Annotated in this window: 15 protein-coding genes; 7 read left to right on the top strand and 8 right to left on the bottom strand. The window is 53.8% G+C overall.

Features of this window, described 5'->3' with window-relative positions:
* The first annotated feature begins 1 nt into the window (after position 1).
* The 7 genes from mdtD (at position 2) to yegS (ending at position 8,149) form a co-directional block, all read left to right on the top strand.
* On the top strand, positions 2–1,417 hold the full coding sequence (gene mdtD / locus FN082_RS17450) for an MFS transporter (RefSeq protein ID WP_142982003.1): 1,416 nt from the start codon (positions 2–4) through the stop codon (positions 1,415–1,417).
* Positions 1,414–2,940 carry an envelope stress sensor histidine kinase BaeS gene (gene baeS / locus FN082_RS17445; protein WP_142982002.1) on the top strand — a complete coding sequence of 509 codons (1,527 nt, stop codon included), beginning with the start codon at positions 1,414–1,416 and terminating at the stop codon, positions 2,938–2,940. Before mdtD ends, baeS begins: the two co-directional genes overlap by 4 nt.
* A complete protein-coding gene (gene baeR / locus FN082_RS17440) occupies positions 2,937–3,659 on the top strand; it encodes an envelope stress response regulator BaeR (RefSeq protein ID WP_112213159.1) in 723 nt (240 codons plus the stop codon). The genes baeS and baeR overlap by 4 nt, the downstream gene beginning before the upstream one ends.
* Before the next feature lie 417 nt (positions 3,660–4,076).
* A complete protein-coding gene (locus FN082_RS17435) occupies positions 4,077–4,523 on the top strand; it encodes a DUF3290 domain-containing protein (RefSeq protein ID WP_139536539.1) in 447 nt (148 codons plus the stop codon).
* A 10-nt stretch (positions 4,524–4,533) separates the two neighbouring features.
* Positions 4,534–5,169: a DUF421 domain-containing protein gene (locus FN082_RS17430; RefSeq protein ID WP_139536540.1), complete on the top strand. Its 636-nt coding sequence runs from the start codon at positions 4,534–4,536 to the stop codon at positions 5,167–5,169.
* A 320-nt stretch (positions 5,170–5,489) separates the two neighbouring features.
* Complete coding sequence (gene trhP / locus FN082_RS17425; RefSeq protein WP_139536541.1) at positions 5,490–6,851, top strand: prephenate-dependent tRNA uridine(34) hydroxylase TrhP; 1,362 nt, start codon at positions 5,490–5,492, stop codon at positions 6,849–6,851.
* A gap of 404 nt (positions 6,852–7,255) precedes the next feature.
* Positions 7,256–8,149 (top strand): lipid kinase YegS, encoded by an 894-nt coding sequence (yegS, locus tag FN082_RS17420; protein WP_142982001.1) that lies wholly within the window; start codon positions 7,256–7,258, stop codon positions 8,147–8,149.
* On the opposite strand, the gene FN082_RS17415 is transcribed toward yegS, so the two are convergent.
* The 8 genes from FN082_RS17415 to FN082_RS17380 form a co-directional block, all read right to left on the bottom strand.
* Entirely contained in the window at positions 8,150–8,620 is a 471-nt protein-coding gene (locus FN082_RS17415) for a hypothetical protein (RefSeq protein WP_139536543.1), read from the bottom strand. It abuts the gene before it with no gap.
* Positions 8,607–9,416 carry a winged helix-turn-helix domain-containing protein gene (locus FN082_RS17410; RefSeq protein WP_139536544.1) on the bottom strand — a complete coding sequence of 270 codons (810 nt, stop codon included), beginning with the start codon at positions 9,414–9,416 and terminating at the stop codon, positions 8,607–8,609. Before FN082_RS17410 ends, FN082_RS17415 begins: the two co-directional genes overlap by 14 nt.
* A gap of 416 nt (positions 9,417–9,832) precedes the next feature.
* A complete protein-coding gene (locus FN082_RS17405) occupies positions 9,833–10,606 on the bottom strand; it encodes an ABC transporter ATP-binding protein (RefSeq protein WP_139536545.1) in 774 nt (257 codons plus the stop codon).
* A 10-nt stretch (positions 10,607–10,616) separates the two neighbouring features.
* Positions 10,617–11,480, bottom strand: coding sequence for an ABC transporter ATP-binding protein (locus FN082_RS17400; protein ID WP_139536546.1), 864 nt, complete (start codon positions 11,478–11,480; stop codon positions 10,617–10,619).
* Positions 11,452–12,357 carry an ABC transporter permease gene (locus FN082_RS17395; RefSeq protein WP_142982000.1) on the bottom strand — a complete coding sequence of 302 codons (906 nt, stop codon included), beginning with the start codon at positions 12,355–12,357 and terminating at the stop codon, positions 11,452–11,454. Before FN082_RS17395 ends, FN082_RS17400 begins: the two co-directional genes overlap by 29 nt.
* Positions 12,354–13,391 carry an ABC transporter permease gene (locus FN082_RS17390; RefSeq protein WP_142981999.1) on the bottom strand — a complete coding sequence of 346 codons (1,038 nt, stop codon included), beginning with the start codon at positions 13,389–13,391 and terminating at the stop codon, positions 12,354–12,356. Before FN082_RS17390 ends, FN082_RS17395 begins: the two co-directional genes overlap by 4 nt.
* On the bottom strand, positions 13,388–15,010 hold the full coding sequence (locus FN082_RS17385; protein ID WP_142981998.1) for an ABC transporter substrate-binding protein: 1,623 nt from the start codon (positions 15,008–15,010) through the stop codon (positions 13,388–13,390). Before FN082_RS17385 ends, FN082_RS17390 begins: the two co-directional genes overlap by 4 nt.
* Before the next feature lie 123 nt (positions 15,011–15,133).
* Positions 15,134–16,288, bottom strand: coding sequence for a mandelate racemase family protein (locus FN082_RS17380; RefSeq protein ID WP_142462817.1), 1,155 nt, complete (start codon positions 16,286–16,288; stop codon positions 15,134–15,136).
* Positions 16,289–16,497: the final 209 nt, after the last annotated feature.

Below are 16,497 nucleotides of genomic sequence, written 5' to 3'. Positions count from 1 at the left end.
CATGACAGATCTCCCCGCCAGCGTACGCTGGCAGCTATGGATAGTGGCCTTCGGCTTCTTTATGCAGGCGCTGGATACCACTATCGTCAACACCGCCCTCCCCTCGATGGCGAAAAGCCTCGGGGAGAGTCCGCTGCATATGCATATGGTGATTGTCTCCTATGTGCTAACGGTGGCGGTGATGCTGCCCGCCAGCGGCTGGCTGGCAGATCGAGTCGGGGTACGTAATATCTTCTTTAGCGCCATCGTGCTGTTTACCGCCGGTTCCCTGTTCTGCGCCCAGGCCGCGACGCTCGATCAGCTGATACTCGCCCGCGTATTGCAGGGTGTCGGCGGCGCGATGATGGTTCCCGTTGGTCGACTGACGGTGATGAAAATCGTCCCCCGCAGCCAGTATATGGCGGCGATGACCTTCGTCACCCTCCCCGGCCAGGTCGGCCCGCTGCTCGGTCCGGCGCTCGGCGGAATGCTGGTGGAATACGCTTCCTGGCACTGGATCTTCCTGATCAACATTCCGGTCGGCATTGTCGGCGCCATCGCCACGCTATGCCTGATGCCTAACTACACCCTGCAAACCCGGCGCTTTGATATTTTCGGCTTTATTCTGCTGGCGGCGGGAATGGCCACGTTGACCCTGGCGCTTGATGGTAAAAAAGGGCTTGGTATCTTTCCGCTGTGGCTGGCGACGCTGGTCGCGGTCGGCGTTGCGTCCATTCTGTTCTATCTATGGCACGCGCGCGGTAATCGCAACGCGCTGTTTAGCCTGAAACTGTTCAGCAATCGCACCTTCTCGCTCGGACTTGGCGGCAGCTTCGCCGGGCGCATCGGCAGCGGCATGCTGCCGTTTATGACGCCGGTATTTTTGCAGATTGGCCTCGGTTTTACACCGTTCCACGCCGGTCTGATGATGATCCCGATGGTGCTCGGCAGCATGGGCATGAAGCGTATCGTGGTACAGGTGGTCAACCGCTTCGGCTATCGCCGGGTGCTGGTGGTCTCAACCATCGGCCTGGCGCTGGTCAGCCTGCTGTTTATGGCGGTGGCTCTGGCAGGCTGGTACTGGCTGTTGCCGGTGGTACTGTTTCTGCAGGGGATGATCAACTCCAGCCGCTTTTCGTCAATGAATACGCTGACCCTGAAAGACCTGCCCGATGACCTGGCCAGCAGCGGCAACAGCATGCTATCGATGGTCATGCAGCTATCGATGAGTATCGGCGTCACCATCGCCGGCATGCTGCTGGGTCTCTACGGTCAGCAGCATATCAGCGCCGACGCGGCGACCACTCATCAGGTCTTTCTCTATACCTACTTAAGCATGGCGGTGGTTATCGCGCTGCCCGCGCTGATTTTTTCCCGCGTACCGGACGACACCACCACCAACACCGTGATCGGTCGTCGCAAAAGGAGTGAATCTTGAAGTTCTGGCGTCCCGGCATTACCGGCAAGCTATTTATCGCGATTCTCGCCACCTGCATCGTGCTGTTAATCAGCATGCACTGGGCGGTGCGCATCAGCTTTGAGCGCGGGTTTATCGACTATATCAAGCGCGGAAACGAGCAGCGGCTGACCATGCTCGGGGACGCCCTGAGCGAACAGTATGCCCAGCATGGCAGTTGGAAATTCCTGCGTAACAACGACCGGTTCATTTTCCAGTTGCTGAAAACCTTTGAGCGCGACAACGATGACCATTCGCCGCAGGGCCGAGGCATGGATTCTGGGCCAATGGATGCGCCTGGACCCGGCCCGGTTCCAGAGGATATGCCACTGGACGCCGCGCCAGACCGGCCGCTTGAAGGTCCCCGTGGCGATCGCGGTCCCGGCCCCGATATTCCGCCGCACGGCTGGCGCACCATGTTCTGGGTGGTCGATCAAAAAGGGCGCGTTCTGGTTGGTCCGCGCGAACGCGTGCCGAAAGACGGTACCCGCCGCAGCATTATGGTTAACGGCGTGGAGGTCGGCGCGGTGATTGCGTCGCCGGTTGAACGTCTGACGCGCAACACCGATATCAACTTTGACCGCCAACAAAAACGCACCAGTTGGCTGATTGTCGCTCTCGCTACGCTGCTGGCGGCGCTCGCCACCTTCCCGCTGGCGCGTGGCCTGCTTGCGCCGGTCAAACGACTGGTTGAGGGCACGCATCGCCTGGCTGCCGGAGATTTCTCAACCCGCGTCACCGCCACCAGCAGCGATGAACTGGGGCGTCTGGCACGGGACTTTAACCAGCTAGCCAGCACCCTTGAGCGCAACCAGCAGATGCGCCGGGACCTGATGGCCGATATTTCCCACGAGCTGCGCACGCCGCTGGCGGTGCTACGTGGCGAGCTGGAAGCCATTCAGGACGGCATCAGGAAATTCACCCCGGACTCCATCACTTCCCTACAGGCCGAGGTCGCGACCCTGACCAAACTGGTCGATGATTTGCACCAGCTATCGATGTCCGATGAAGGCGCGCTGTCCTACCAGAAAACCTCGGTGGATATCATCAATCTGCTGGAAGTCGCCGCTGGCGCGTTTCGCGAACGCTTCGCCAGCCGCGGACTGGCGATTAGCGTTTCGTTGCCGGAAAGCGCGACGATTTTTGGCGACCGGGATCGCCTGATGCAACTTTTCAATAACCTGCTGGAAAACAGCCTGCGCTACACCGATAGCGGCGGCAGCCTGCAGATCAGCGCCAGCCAGAGCGGCCATATGCTGGTTCTCGACTTTGCCGATAGCGCCCCCGGCGTCACCGACGAACAGCTGGAGCGGCTGGTTGAGCGCTTTTACCGTACCGAAGGATCGCGTAATCGTGCCAGCGGCGGCTCTGGTTTAGGACTGGCGATTTGCCTTAACATTGTGGCGGCCCACGGTGGCACTTTACGTGCCGGTCATTCGCCTTTGGGCGGGGTTAGCATTAAAGTAGAGTTACCTCTGGAACGTAATTTATCGAGAGACGTATGACTGAATTACCTGTTGATGAAAACACACCACGTATTCTTATCGTGGAAGATGAACCCAAGCTGGGTCAGTTGCTGATCGATTATCTTCAGGCGGCAGGCTATGCGCCGACGCTGATTAATCACGGCGATCAGGTTTTACCGTACGTTCGCCAGACGCCGCCGCATCTGATCCTGTTAGATCTGATGCTGCCCGGCACCGACGGACTCACCTTATGCCGCGAAATCCGCCGCTTCTCCGAAGTTCCGGTGGTGATGGTGACGGCGAAAATCGAAGAAATTGACCGCCTGCTGGGGTTAGAAATCGGCGCTGATGACTATATCTGTAAGCCCTACAGCCCGCGCGAAGTGGTGGCTCGCGTGAAGACCATTCTTCGCCGCTGCAAGCCGCAGCGCGATCTGCAGGCGCTGGATGCGCAAAGCCCGCTGATCGTTGACGAAGGCCGCTTCCAGGCCTCCTGGCGCGATAAACTGCTGGATCTCACGCCCGCAGAGTTCCGCCTGCTGAAAACCCTCTCCCAGGAGCCGGGTAAGGTCTTTTCACGCGAACAGCTGCTGAATCATCTGTACGATGATTACCGTGTGGTTACCGACCGAACCATTGATAGCCATATCAAGAATCTACGGCGCAAGCTGGAGTCGCTGGACGCCGAGCAGTCGTTTATCCGCGCCGTTTACGGCGTAGGCTATCGTTGGGAAGCCGACGCCTGCCGGCTGGCCTGACCGTAGCGCCAACTAATAAGGGAGGCCTAAGATTGTGCCTCCCCATCAGTGCCCGGATAATAACCCGGTCGCATTTTCAAAACGATTCCAGTTGGCCGCTTTACAACATCAAAAGAACACAAATAAGTACGATCCAACGACATATTTTACGAAAATGCCCCCATACTCGCTAAGCACCATATTCATGATGAAAGTTTAGTTAGCATTGTACATTCCACATCTTTAACGCATTGATCTGGCTATTTATTTTAACTTCACATCTTGTTCAGACCTTGATTTATCGAATATATGTGATAGATTTATCTCAATCTATCTTTAAAGCTAAAGGGCGAAGATCAACTGCAGGTGTGTTATTATTATAAAAGCGTCAGGATTGCAGTAACCAACGGACTTAAGTAGATAATAACGGTAATGAACATGAGATTTTATGGTATAGATTATTTGCAAACGCAGTCTGCTTTGAATGATTATCTAAAATATATCATTATCTTTAGCACGCTATTTATATTACTTGCGGTTTTCAGCATGTATATGCGTCATCGCCTGCAGACCAAATACAGAGACCTCACAATTATTGTCTTTCTGTTTTTACTTTTTCTTTCTGGCGTTCAGTATTCAGATTATACCAATAGCCAAAATGTCCATTCTCAGTCATCACAGATGGTTAACTTTGTTAAACTATTAGCACATGAAAAAAATATAAGCGTCAACAATATCTACTCCAATTCAGTACAATTATCAGATGGCGTAATAGTTAAAATTAATGATGATTATTACCGGGTTAGCTTGAGTACCGATCAAAACACCTATAGATTAGAGCAAACGTGGTTAACCAACCCGGCCATTAATATTATAAAAAAATAAGGAAACGAAGATGGCTATTTATACGCCTATTATAATAAAACTCGGCCTGGGCATTCTCTGCCTGATAATCCAGATCAACCTAATGGGAAAAGGCAATCTAGCGCCCTCATCAGCAATGGACCAGATCCAAAACTACGTCCTTGGTGGTATTATTGGTGGCGTAATCTATAATGAATCAATTACGGTGTTGCAATTTGTTCTCGTATTGATCATCTGGACGCTACTCGTCTTTATTCTTAAGTTTTCCAAAGAACATAATCACCTGATTAAACGCATCGTGGATGGTAAACCTATTACTCTTGTGCATAATGGTAGTGTTGACGTGAAAGAGTGTTTGAGAAATGGTATCTCCGCAAATGATTTAATGTTTAAACTAAGGTCCAACGGCGTATATGAAGTTGAAAAATTAAAACGAGTTATCCTCGAGCAAAATGGGCAATTAACGATAATTGAAAGCGGTGATGAAAATATTCGCTATCCAATTATTGTCGATGGGCAGGCAAATCGTGATGTGTTGGAAATAATTGACAAGGACGATCAATGGTTAGAATCAAAAATTAAAGAACAAGGCTTTAGCAAAATCAGTGAAGTCTATTTAGGCGAGTATTTATCCGGTAGGCTCAACCTCTATGGCTACAATCGTTAAACAGGAGGGGGTATGATAACGGGCCCCTTTCATCTAATGAGCAGCAAAAATTACCGAAACTAAAAAATCTGTTGACGTCCTGTCAATATCACGGATAACCGAAGCCACTCGTCTACTACAGTACATTGTGCTCCAGTGCCCGACAAATCTTCGCAAAGCATATACTCACGTATCTTCCATACTTTACCCCCTATGGATACCCCTATGATATTTACTCCCCTCTCCTACAGCGCTACAATGCCCGCCCTTAATGTGGGGGCACTCCCCAACTCGCCGCACCGGGTGCGGCGAATCTGACCTGTCATCAGAACGAGAAAATCATGTTTAAACCGGAACTCCTTTCCCCGGCGGGAACGCTGAAAAATATGCGTTACGCATTCGCTTACGGCGCAGATGCTGTTTATGCGGGCCAACCGCGTTACTCCCTGCGCGTGCGCAATAACGAATTCAATCACGAAAATCTGCAGCTCGGCATCAACGAAGCCCACGCGTTGGGTAAAAAGTTCTATGTGGTGGTCAACATTGCCCCGCATAACGCCAAGCTGAAAACCTTTATTCGCGATCTGAAGCCGGTGGTGGAGATGGGACCGGACGCCTTGATCATGTCCGATCCGGGTTTAATCATGCTGGTGCGCGAAAATTTCCCCGATATGGATATTCACCTGTCGGTACAGGCTAACGCCGTCAACTGGGCGACGGTCAAGTTCTGGCAGCAAATGGGGCTGACCCGCGTCATTCTCTCCCGTGAGCTTTCGCTGGATGAAATCGCCGAAATCCGCAGCCAGGTGCCGGATATGGAAATCGAAATTTTCGTCCACGGCGCGCTGTGTATGGCCTACTCCGGCCGCTGCCTGCTCTCAGGCTATATTAATAAACGCGACCCGAACCAGGGTACCTGCACCAACGCTTGCCGCTGGGAGTATAACGTCCAGGAAGGGAAAGAAGACGACGTCGGCAATATCGTGCATAAGCATGAGCCGATTCCAGTGCAAAACGTGGAACCAACATTAGGCATCGGCGCGCCGACTGACCAGGTGTTTATGATCGAAGAGGCTAAACGTCCGGGCGAGTATATGACCGCTTTTGAAGACGAACACGGCACCTACATTATGAACTCGAAAGATTTGCGCGCCATTGCGCACGTTGAGCGCCTGACCCAGATGGGCGTTCACTCGCTAAAAATCGAAGGTCGCACCAAATCGCACTACTACTGCGCGCGCACCGCGCAGGTGTACCGCAAAGCCATTGACGACGCTGCCGCAGGGAAACCGTTCGACACCACTCTGCTGGATACTCTGGAAAACCTCGCGCACCGTGGTTACACCGAAGGCTTCCTGCGTCGCCACACCCATGATGACTACCAGAACTACGAGCACGGCTACTCCGTTTCTGAGCGCCAGCAGTTCGTCGGCGAATTTACCGGCGAGCGCAACGGTCAGTTAGCCGCAGTGGCGGTGAAAAACAAATTCTCCGTCGGGGATAGCCTTGAGCTGATGACCCCGCAAGGCAATGTCAACTTCACTCTGGAGCATATGGAAAACGGCAAAGGCGACATCATGCCGATCGCGCCGGGCGATGGCCACACAGTATGGTTGCCTGTTCCGGAAGATATGGTCCTGCAGTATGCGCTGCTAATGCGCAATTTTACTGGTCAGACAACCAGAAACCCGCATAGTAACTAGTTATACCCGTCATACTTCAAGTTGCATGTGCGTTTGCCGCGTTCGTTCACCCCGGTCACTTGCCGCGTTACTCGGCCTGTGGCCTCGCCCCTCCGGGGCCAGCGCAAGCGCTGTTCAAGGCACAAGTGCCTTGTCCTGCAACTCGAATTATTTAGGGTATAAATTGGGTTATTTTTAGCGATGTAAAGATATTAGAAACGGATCACATACCGTTTCGTTCAAAGCAGATATCATCCATTTCGCTGAAAAACATAACCCATAAATGCTAGCTGTACCAGGAACCACCTCCTTAGCCTGCGTAATCTCCCTTACGCGGGCTTATTTTTTATCCCCCTTCCTTCGGTATTCACCTCCTTCATGCGGTACACTTTATGCATCACTGTGCAATAAAGGTCCCCCAGATAATGTCAACGTTTCCAGCCAGCTTACTGATTCTGAATGGCAAAGGTGCCAATGAACCGCAGCTACGCGAAGCGGTTAAACTGTTGCGCGCTGAAGGAATCGATATTCACGTCCGCGTCACCTGGGAAAAAGGCGATGCCATCCGTTTTGTCGATGAAGCGCTGAAGCTGAACGTAGAAACGGTGATTGCCGGCGGCGGTGATGGCACCATTAATGAAGTGGCGACGGCGCTGGTCGAGCGCGACGGCAAAATGGCGTTGGGGATTCTACCGCTTGGCACGGCGAACGATTTCGCCACCAGCGTCGGGATCCCGCAGGATCTGGCCAGCGCGTTGAAACTGGCCATCGTTGGCCGCGATGTGGCGATTGACATTGCGCGAGTCAACGACAGAACCGGGTTTATCAATATGGCCACCGGCGGCTTTGGCACCCGAATTACCACCGAAACCCCGGAGAAGCTAAAGGCAGCGCTTGGCGGCGTCTCGTATTTAATCCACGGCCTGATGCGCATGGATACGCTCAAACCAGACCGCTGCGAAATTCGCGGTGAAAATTTTCACTGGCAGGGAGACGCGCTGGTTATCGGCATCGGCAACGGCCGCCAGGCCGGAGGCGGCCAGCAGCTATGCCCGGAAGCATTAATTAATGATGGCCTGCTGCACCTACGTATTTTTACCGGCGAAGAACTGATCCCGGCGCTGTTCAGTACTCTGGCAAACCCGGAAAACTCGCCAAATATTATCGATGGAGTCTCCTCATGGTTCGAGATTACCGCTCCCCATGAAATGACGTTTAACCTCGATGGTGAACCGCTAACCGGTAAAACCTTCCGCATGGAACTCTTACCGGCCGCGCTGCGCTGCCGAATGCCGCCCGACTGCGCGCTACTACGCTAATCAGGCTTCACAAAATAGAGACGGCGCCCGGCTGGTATACAGCAGCCGGGTACGCTCATTAAGCCGCTGGATATTAAGATAAAACGGCACCTGCGGCTGGAGGAAAAACGTTGGCAGAATACGCTTTATCTGCTCTTCCTCCTCAAGTTTTCCGATACTGGCGGAGACGGTTTCCGAACGCAGGAAGTAGTGCTGACCATCGCGGGTAAAGCTAAACCAGATGTTCTGATTGATGGTGAATGGTTCCCCCTGCGGCGGCGTAATTTCGCCACGAACGATAGCCAGACCTCGATCGCTATCGAATATGTAACGCACTGAAATATCACCGTGAAAACCAGCGTTAAATAAACGCAGCTCACCACTACATTGGAAATGATTTTTCTGCCAGTATTGCCAGGATTTTATCGTCACGCCGATGAGCAACCCGGAAAATATGATAGCAATTAACCATTTAATTTCACGCAGGCGCATGTGATGCCTCCTTAATGTAATACCAGGTGAGGCATTGATTATCACGCCATTGGCTTATTTCCTGACGGCAACTGATTACCGAGACCCGGGTCTGGCCAGGATAAAGCGTTAAATAAACCCACGAATATTTTTCACACTCAAATTTACTACGATTGATAAAACCAACATGTCGGACGTGATCGACCACATCATTATTGGCAAAGAAATGACATTGTTGCGAAGTTTTAACATTAATGGGTAAATAACTTTGCAGTTGAGAGTCGAACCCTGTCTGCCAGGCAACAAAACCAATCACCAGAAAGCTGAGTAACGCCGCAATCGCCCATATCAAAGAGCGTTGCGGCTTTAACCGCTTTTTTTCCGGTAGCCTCGCAGCGGCGACCTCCTCTGGCTTGCCCTGCGCAACTGCCGAATCCTCTACCTCTGCAACAGACGGATTTTCCGCTTCAGTTGACTGGATTTCAGTCACCGATAATGTGGCATCCAGCCTGACGCCAACTCTGGGTACCGTAATAATAATATCTTCTTCAGCACCCAGCTCCTTAAAAGCCCGACGCAATAAAGAAATATTCTGGTAAAAACCGTTGCTGGTCACCTGGGAGCCGTGTTTTATCCACACTTCCTGAAAAAAGGTTTCACGGGCAACGGTTTTACCATACTGCTGAATAAGAAGGTATAAACAGCGGCTGGCCGGAATATTTAGTGATACATTTTTCGTATCATCATCAATAAGTATTAAAGATCCACTTTGTGGAACAAAAGAAATTCGTCCATTAATTGTAAATATTTTTTCCATCCTGTTCCCTGAGAATAGTAATCATTTGGATGAGAGCGGCACGAACACCATACTATAAATGAGATAATCCTTCATACTTAGATGACATCGTAGGATTATTCGCAAGCAAGTTTACTCTATTACGCAGAGGATCTGGAGGTGCAATACACAGTTTTTCCTTGCTATTGGCAAGGTTTAAATGAATTTACAGCATGGAAGATGTCGTTCATATGGAGATAATCAGTCATTTATTTCACTGATAAAGATAAATGCGATTTATGATTTCACACAAAACAATATATACAGCAGATATTACGCTTTTAGATCTAAACACCATTTTTACATTAATAGACGATATTTATAGCTATAAATACAATTTAATTTACATTTTAATCTAAAAATTGGCGCATTTCACGATAGACAATGCGCCACATTGGCTAGTACGCGGCCACCTCTCTCGCCATTTCACGCGTATATTGCTGACTGGCATTAACCAACATCTGCGTATAAGCCGTTTGCGCCTCGCCGTTCACCAGCGCATCCACGGTCAGGGTTTCGAGGATCTTACCGTACTGCATCACCGCAACCTTCTGACATAAGTGGGCGATAACGCCCAGATCGTGGGTCACCATCAGGTAAGTCAGCTTAGCCTCTTGCTGCAATTCCGCCAGCAGATTGAGGATCTCTGCCTGTACCGACACATCCAGCGCTGACGTCGGCTCATCCAGCAGCAGCACCTGAGGTTCGAGAATTAGCGCTCTGGCAATCGCCACACGCTGGCGCTGACCACCGGATAGCTGGTGTGGGTAGCGTTCGCGAAAGGCACGGTTCAGACCGACTTTATCCAGCAGCGCATTGATCCGTCGATCACGATCGTTAATACCATGAATCTGTAAGGGTTCTTCCAGAATATCGCCGATGGTATGCCGCGGATGCAGCGAGCCGTAGGGATCCTGAAATACCATCTGTACCTGACGGCAGCGTTCGCGGCTAATCTCGTGCTCGAGCCGCTTCCCGTCAATGGTCAGCTCTCCCTGCCAGTGGGTAAATAGCCCAGCAAGACACTTCAGTACCGTGGTTTTACCGGAACCGGACTCGCCCACCAGACCGTAGATTTCGCCAGGCTTGACGTGGAAATTCACGTCGTACAGCACCTGATTACGCTTCTCCCCTTCGCCAAACGCGAGGTTGAGGTTTTGTACTTCAATCATTCTGCGCTCCTTATTCCGTCAGCCAGCTGGCCTGGCGCTGCAGTACCGGTAAAACCGGGCGGCGATGCTGCATATCCGGCAGCGAGTTAATCAATCCTTGGGTATAGGGATGACGGGCGTTATCGAGATCTTTGGCGGCGATAGACTCCACCACCCGCCCGGCGTACATCACCAGCACCCGGTCACAGAAGCTGCGCACCAGATTGATATCGTGACTGATAAAAATCAGCCCCAGACCACGCGATTTCACCAGGTCATCCAGCAGACCCAGCACCTGCAGGCGTACCGACACGTCCAGCGCCGAGGTCGGCTCATCGGCAATCACCAGCTCCGGGTCGGTGATCAGCATCATCGCAATCATGATACGCTGCCCCTGACCACCGGAAATCTCATGCGGATAGAGCTGGTAAACGCGCTCCGGCTGGCGAATGCGCACCACCTCCAGCATCTCCAGCGCCTTTTCTTTTGCCTCATCTTTGCGCCCCGGATGGTGCGTAAGCCACGCCTCCGCTATCTGATTACCAACGCAGACCACCGGATTCAGCGAATATTTCGGGTCCTGCATAATCATTGAGATACGTTTGCCGCGCACACCGCGCATTTGCGCCTCGCTGAGATGCAGTAAATCAAGGTCACCAAACTGCATCCGGCTAGCGGTGACGCGGGCCTTTTTCGGATGCAGTTGCAACAGCGCACGCCCGACGGTGGATTTACCCGAACCGGACTCGCCAACAATCGCCAGTTTTTCCCGCCCCAACTGGAAGGAGACGCCGCGCACGGCATGGGTCACCGCGCTACCGTTAACAAAGTCGACGCACAGGTCGCGCACGTCGAGCAGCGGAGCATTATTCGCTGCGAGGATCGAGGATGTCACGTAGGCCATCTCCTAAGAAGTTGAACGCTAAGCTGTTGATCAGAATCGCCAGCCCCGGAATCGTTACTACCCACCAGCACTCCATCATGTAGGTGCGGCCGCTGGAGATCATCGCCCCCCACTCCGGCTCCGGCGGCTGCGCGCCGAGGCCAAGAAAGCCCAGACCGGCAGCGGTCAGAATGATCCCCGCCATATTCATGGTGATACGAATGATGACCGAAGGCAGGCACAGCGGGACAATATGCCGCCACAGTACGCGAGCCGGAGACGCGCCTTGTAAACGCACGGCGGAGATAAAATCAGCCTGACGCAGTGACAGCGTTTCGGCGCGCGCCAGACGAGCAATCGGCGGCCAGGCGGTCAGCGTTATCGCGATAACTACGTGCTCCAGCCCCGGGCCTAAGGCGGCGACAAACGCCAGCGCCAGCACCAGGCTTGGAAAGGAGATGAAAATATCGGTGACGCGCATCAGCACCATATCAACCTTGCCGCCAAAATATCCGGCGCTGACGCCGAGCAGCAGCCCGAGCGGGCCGACGGTGACCGACACCAGCAGCACGATATACAGCGTGATGCGCGAGCCGTACACCAGGCGGCTAAAAATATCGCGGCCAAACTCATCGGTACCAAACCAGTGCTGGGCGTTCGGCGCGACCAGCGCGCTGTTCAGGTCCTGCACCAGCGGGTTATAAGGCGCGATCAGCGGCGCAAACGCTGCCACGACGATCAACAGGAAGATAATCCCGCCGCCGATAGCCGTTAGCGGATTACGCGCCATTTTGCCGATAAATCCGGCAGCCCGCGCCGCCGCGCGTTGCAGCCGCTGGCGGCCTTCACCCGTGCCGCCCGAAAGCGGCGTATCCAGAGAAACGATCATGATTTTGTCCTCGGGTCAAAGAATTGATACAGCATGTCGGAGAGCAGGTTGAGCATCACAAAGATAACCCCCACCAGCAGCACGCAGCCCATTACCGCGTTCATATCGCCCAGCAGCAGGCTGCCGGTCAGATAGGAGCCAAAGCCCGGCCAGGAGAAGACGGTTTCAATCAGTACCGCCCCTTCCAGCAGCGCCCCGTAGGCCAGCGCAACCACCGTCAGCAGCTGCACGAGGATGTTACGAAACGCGTGGTTCCAGATAACCTGACGCTCGGTTAGCCCCTTTACCCGTGCGGTAATAATGAACTCCTGCGACAGCTGGGCCAGCATAAAGCTGCGGGTCATACGGCTGATGTAGGCCAGCGAGTGAAAACCGAGCAGAGAAGCGGGTAAAATCAGGTGGTTAATTGCATTCCAGAACACCTGGCTGTTACCTGCCAGCAGCGCGTCCACGGTCATCAGGCCGGTGCGACGCGGCACAATACCGTCCAGACCGAGGTCTACCCGTCCAGCGCCGCCCACCCAACCGAGCCAGGCATAGAACACCAGCAGCCCCATCATTCCGACCCAGAAAATCGGCGTTGAATAGCCGGCGAGGCTGATAATACGCACCACATAATCGGAGAGGCTGTTACGTCGCGCCGCTGCCAGCACGCCCAGCGGAATACCAAGGCCTGCGCCGACGATAATCGCCATCGTCGCCAGCTCCATGGTGGCCGGGAAGACACGAATAATATCGTCCACTACCGGTTTCCCGGTCAGCAGCGCATTGCCCAGGTCACCGTGCAGCAGGTTGACAAAATAGATGCCAAACTGGGTGGTCAACGACTTATCAAACCCCAGTTGCTGATAAACCTGCTGGTAGGTGCTCTGGTCGGCGTCCGGGCCAACAATCGCCAGCACCGGGTCGATGGGCATCACGCGTCCGATGGTGAAGGTCAGCAGCAGCAGACCGAACAGCGTAATCGCCACCTGCAGCAGTCGTTTCGACAGGCGCCGGGTGCGGGAGCCGGGCGCAAGGATTGCAGTACTCATCCTTTCTCTCCTTCGCGGGTTTTATAGACTTCTCGCAGAAAAGTGGTCGCGGAGGGGTGCGGTTGATAATCCTGCACCTCGTTGCGGACCACCACCGAATCGACCATTTGCGACAGCGGAATTAACGCCGGGATCAACTGGTCATAGCGTGCCTGAATCGCCTGGTAGCTCGCCACCTGCTGCGCGGGGTTACGTTCCAGCAGGGCATGGTCAATCATCGAATTCAGCTGCGGGTCGTAAAAACCGGTACGCCATCCCTGGAAGTTGGTCAGGCGAGCCTCAGCGCTATTATCCGGGTTATAGACCAGCGCACGCAGGCTGGAGTGCGGGTGAGGTTCCATTCCGCTCCCGCCGCGCCCGACCAGCAGATCAAACTTACGTTCGCGCATCGCGCCGTAAATCTGGTTGCCGGTGCCGGTGATAATTTTGGCGTTAATCCCCGCCTGCATCAGCGTCGACTGCACGGCAATGGCGATATTGAGGAACGGCTGATCGGAGAGCACCCGCAGCGTGGTATCAAATCCGTTGGGATAGCCCGCTTCCGCCAGCAGCTTCTTCGCCCGCGCCACGTCGAGCGTGTAGCCCGGGTCAGGCAGCGTGGACGGCATGCCGGCTTTGATTGGTCGCTGATGCAGCACGCCGTAGCCCGGCATCAGCGCTTTGTTAATGCCCTGGTAATCAATCAAATAGCGTACCGCTTCGCGCACTTTCGGATTGGCAAAATGATCTTCATTCATGCTCATGGCGACGTAGTACATAGTCCCACGCTGCACCGCATCGACGGTCAGCTGCGGGTCGCTGCGCAGGGCGTTGATATCGGAAACCGCCATATTATTGGCAATATCAAGGTCACCTTTTTCGATCATCAGGCGCAGGGTTTGCGACTCCTGGAAGTGACGCAGCACCACGCGGCTCATTTTCGCTTCTCCGCGCCAGTAGTCGGGGTTGCGTTTCATGCGCAGAACATCTTTCGCCTGCCAGGTTTCGAGGGTAAACGGTCCGGAGCCCGCTTCATGGGTGGTCAGCCAGCGGTTGCCCCAGTCCTTATCCTGCTCGTTGCTCTGCACCGTTTTACTGTCGAGCACGCCGAGGTTGCCCAGCGCCGCCAGCGAGTAAATCACCAGCTGCGGATCGTTATCTTTCGGTAACACGATTTGTACCGTAACGTCGTCCGGAGCGCTCACCTGGTTATCAATATTTTTCTTACTGAAGCCGTAGGATTTCCATACCGAGGCCTGGGCGAGGTTGAGATGCAGGATACGCCGCATTGACCACACCACGTCTGCGGCGGTCAACGGGTTACCGGAGTGAAACTTCACATCGTCGCGTAAATGGAAAGTCAGGGTTTTACCGTCCGGGCTGATATCCCAGGATTTCGCCAGCGCGGGCCTGACGTTGGTTAGCTGTTTAGGATCAAGCTCCACCAGCGAGTCATAGAGATTGACCACAATCCCGACGACTTCATTACCGGTCATCGCTGCCGGGTCAAGGGTCAGAAGGTTGTTCATATTCATGCCGATGATCAGCTGGTCGGGCGGCGTTTTCGCTATTGCCGCCCCGCTCCCCATCGACATGGCGAGCGCGAGTAAGCACGCTCCCAGTAAAGAGGTTTTTTTCATATCTATCGCCTGTAGGGTACACGCCCGTCATCATTCACATCGAGACTGATGACGGGTCTGGCTTATATTTATTATCCGTTTGCCTCAATCCAATAAGCCTTAAGCCTTTGGAGTTTTTATTAATCAGTCGTGGCTAACGGTATTGGCTTCGATATACGCAAAATTAATGTCTTCGCCGAGGCCCGGACGTTGTGACAAATGCACAAGTCCCTGGTCATCCATTGGGTCGACAATGCTGTTGAGATACGCGGCTGGCTCATCGTAATCGAGGAACGGATGCAGCAGGCCGCGCTCATACCAGCGGCAGTTGCGGATAGCGCCGACCACCGCGAGGCTTGCCGCGCCGTTACCATGGACTTCGCAATCCATGCCAAACGACTCCGCCAACGCCGCCACCTTCATGGTCGGGGTAATACCGCCAACGCCGTTGGCTCCGGCGCGCAGGATGTCGCAGGCCCCGGCTTTCACCCATTCGGCGCGCATATGGTGCTTGCCGCCAAAGCTCTCCGGCCCCACAACAGGAATGGACAGGTTTTCCGCCAGCCATGCGTAAGAAGACATCGAATCCTCTTCCATTGGCTCTTCAAACCAGGCGAAATTCAGTTTTTCCAGCTCTTTGCCAATCCACAGAGCTTCGGCGCGGCTATACCAGTGATAGCCGTCAATCATCAGGTCGATATCCGGCCCCACCGCTTCGCGCACCGCCGCGCAGGCTTTGATGTCCATTTTCGGATTTGGCGCAAAAGAGATCGGCGGCATCCAGGTGTGCAGCTTGATGGCTTTGTAGCCGCGGGCCACCAGCGTTTCGGCGAATGACGCGTATTCTTCCGGAGTCGACAGACCGCCCGGCAGATCGTCGCCGCACATGGTGCTGCCGTAGGCCGGAACCGTGTCGCGATAGCCGCCGAGCAGCTTATAAACCGGCATATTGAGCTTGCGGCCTATCAGATCCCACAGCGCCTGTTCGACAAACGACAGCGCGCGCTCGGTCAGTTGATGAGCGCTGCCGCGCTGCCAGTGGTTAAGATCCTGCCAGATGCGTTCACGGTTGAACGGGTCCTGCCCTACCATCACCTTACGGAAGAAGGTATTCACCACAAACGGACGCACCACTTCCGGCGGCGCAAACGAAAAACCCTGGGTGCCATCATCGGCAGTAATGGTCAGCATCGCCATTTTTGCCATGCTTTCGGCTCCCGGATGGGAGTGCCCGGCGCTGTCGGAAACCCGACGAGTGGGATACTGGAAAACGGTGACATTTACAGATTCAATTTTCATTCTCAGTCCTTATCGCAGCCAAACCCGATCTATAGACGCAAATCGGCAAAGTGGTTTCACATTATTGAAAAAACGTTTCAATATCTAATCTAAGCACAATTACGCAGCAGTGCCTCGGACAATCACCGCTAAGCAAGAGATTAAATTTGGGCATTGGCACGACGGGGCGTGATTGTTTTCACAAAAGAAGGGCGAAATGTGAGGGCGAT

Origin of the sequence: Klebsiella spallanzanii, assembly GCF_902158555.1 — a bacterium.
Taxonomy (GTDB): Bacteria; Pseudomonadota; Gammaproteobacteria; order Enterobacterales; family Enterobacteriaceae; genus Klebsiella; species Klebsiella spallanzanii.
Note: the sequence above shows the minus strand (reverse complement) of the source record. Positions and strands in the feature narration are given on the sequence as shown.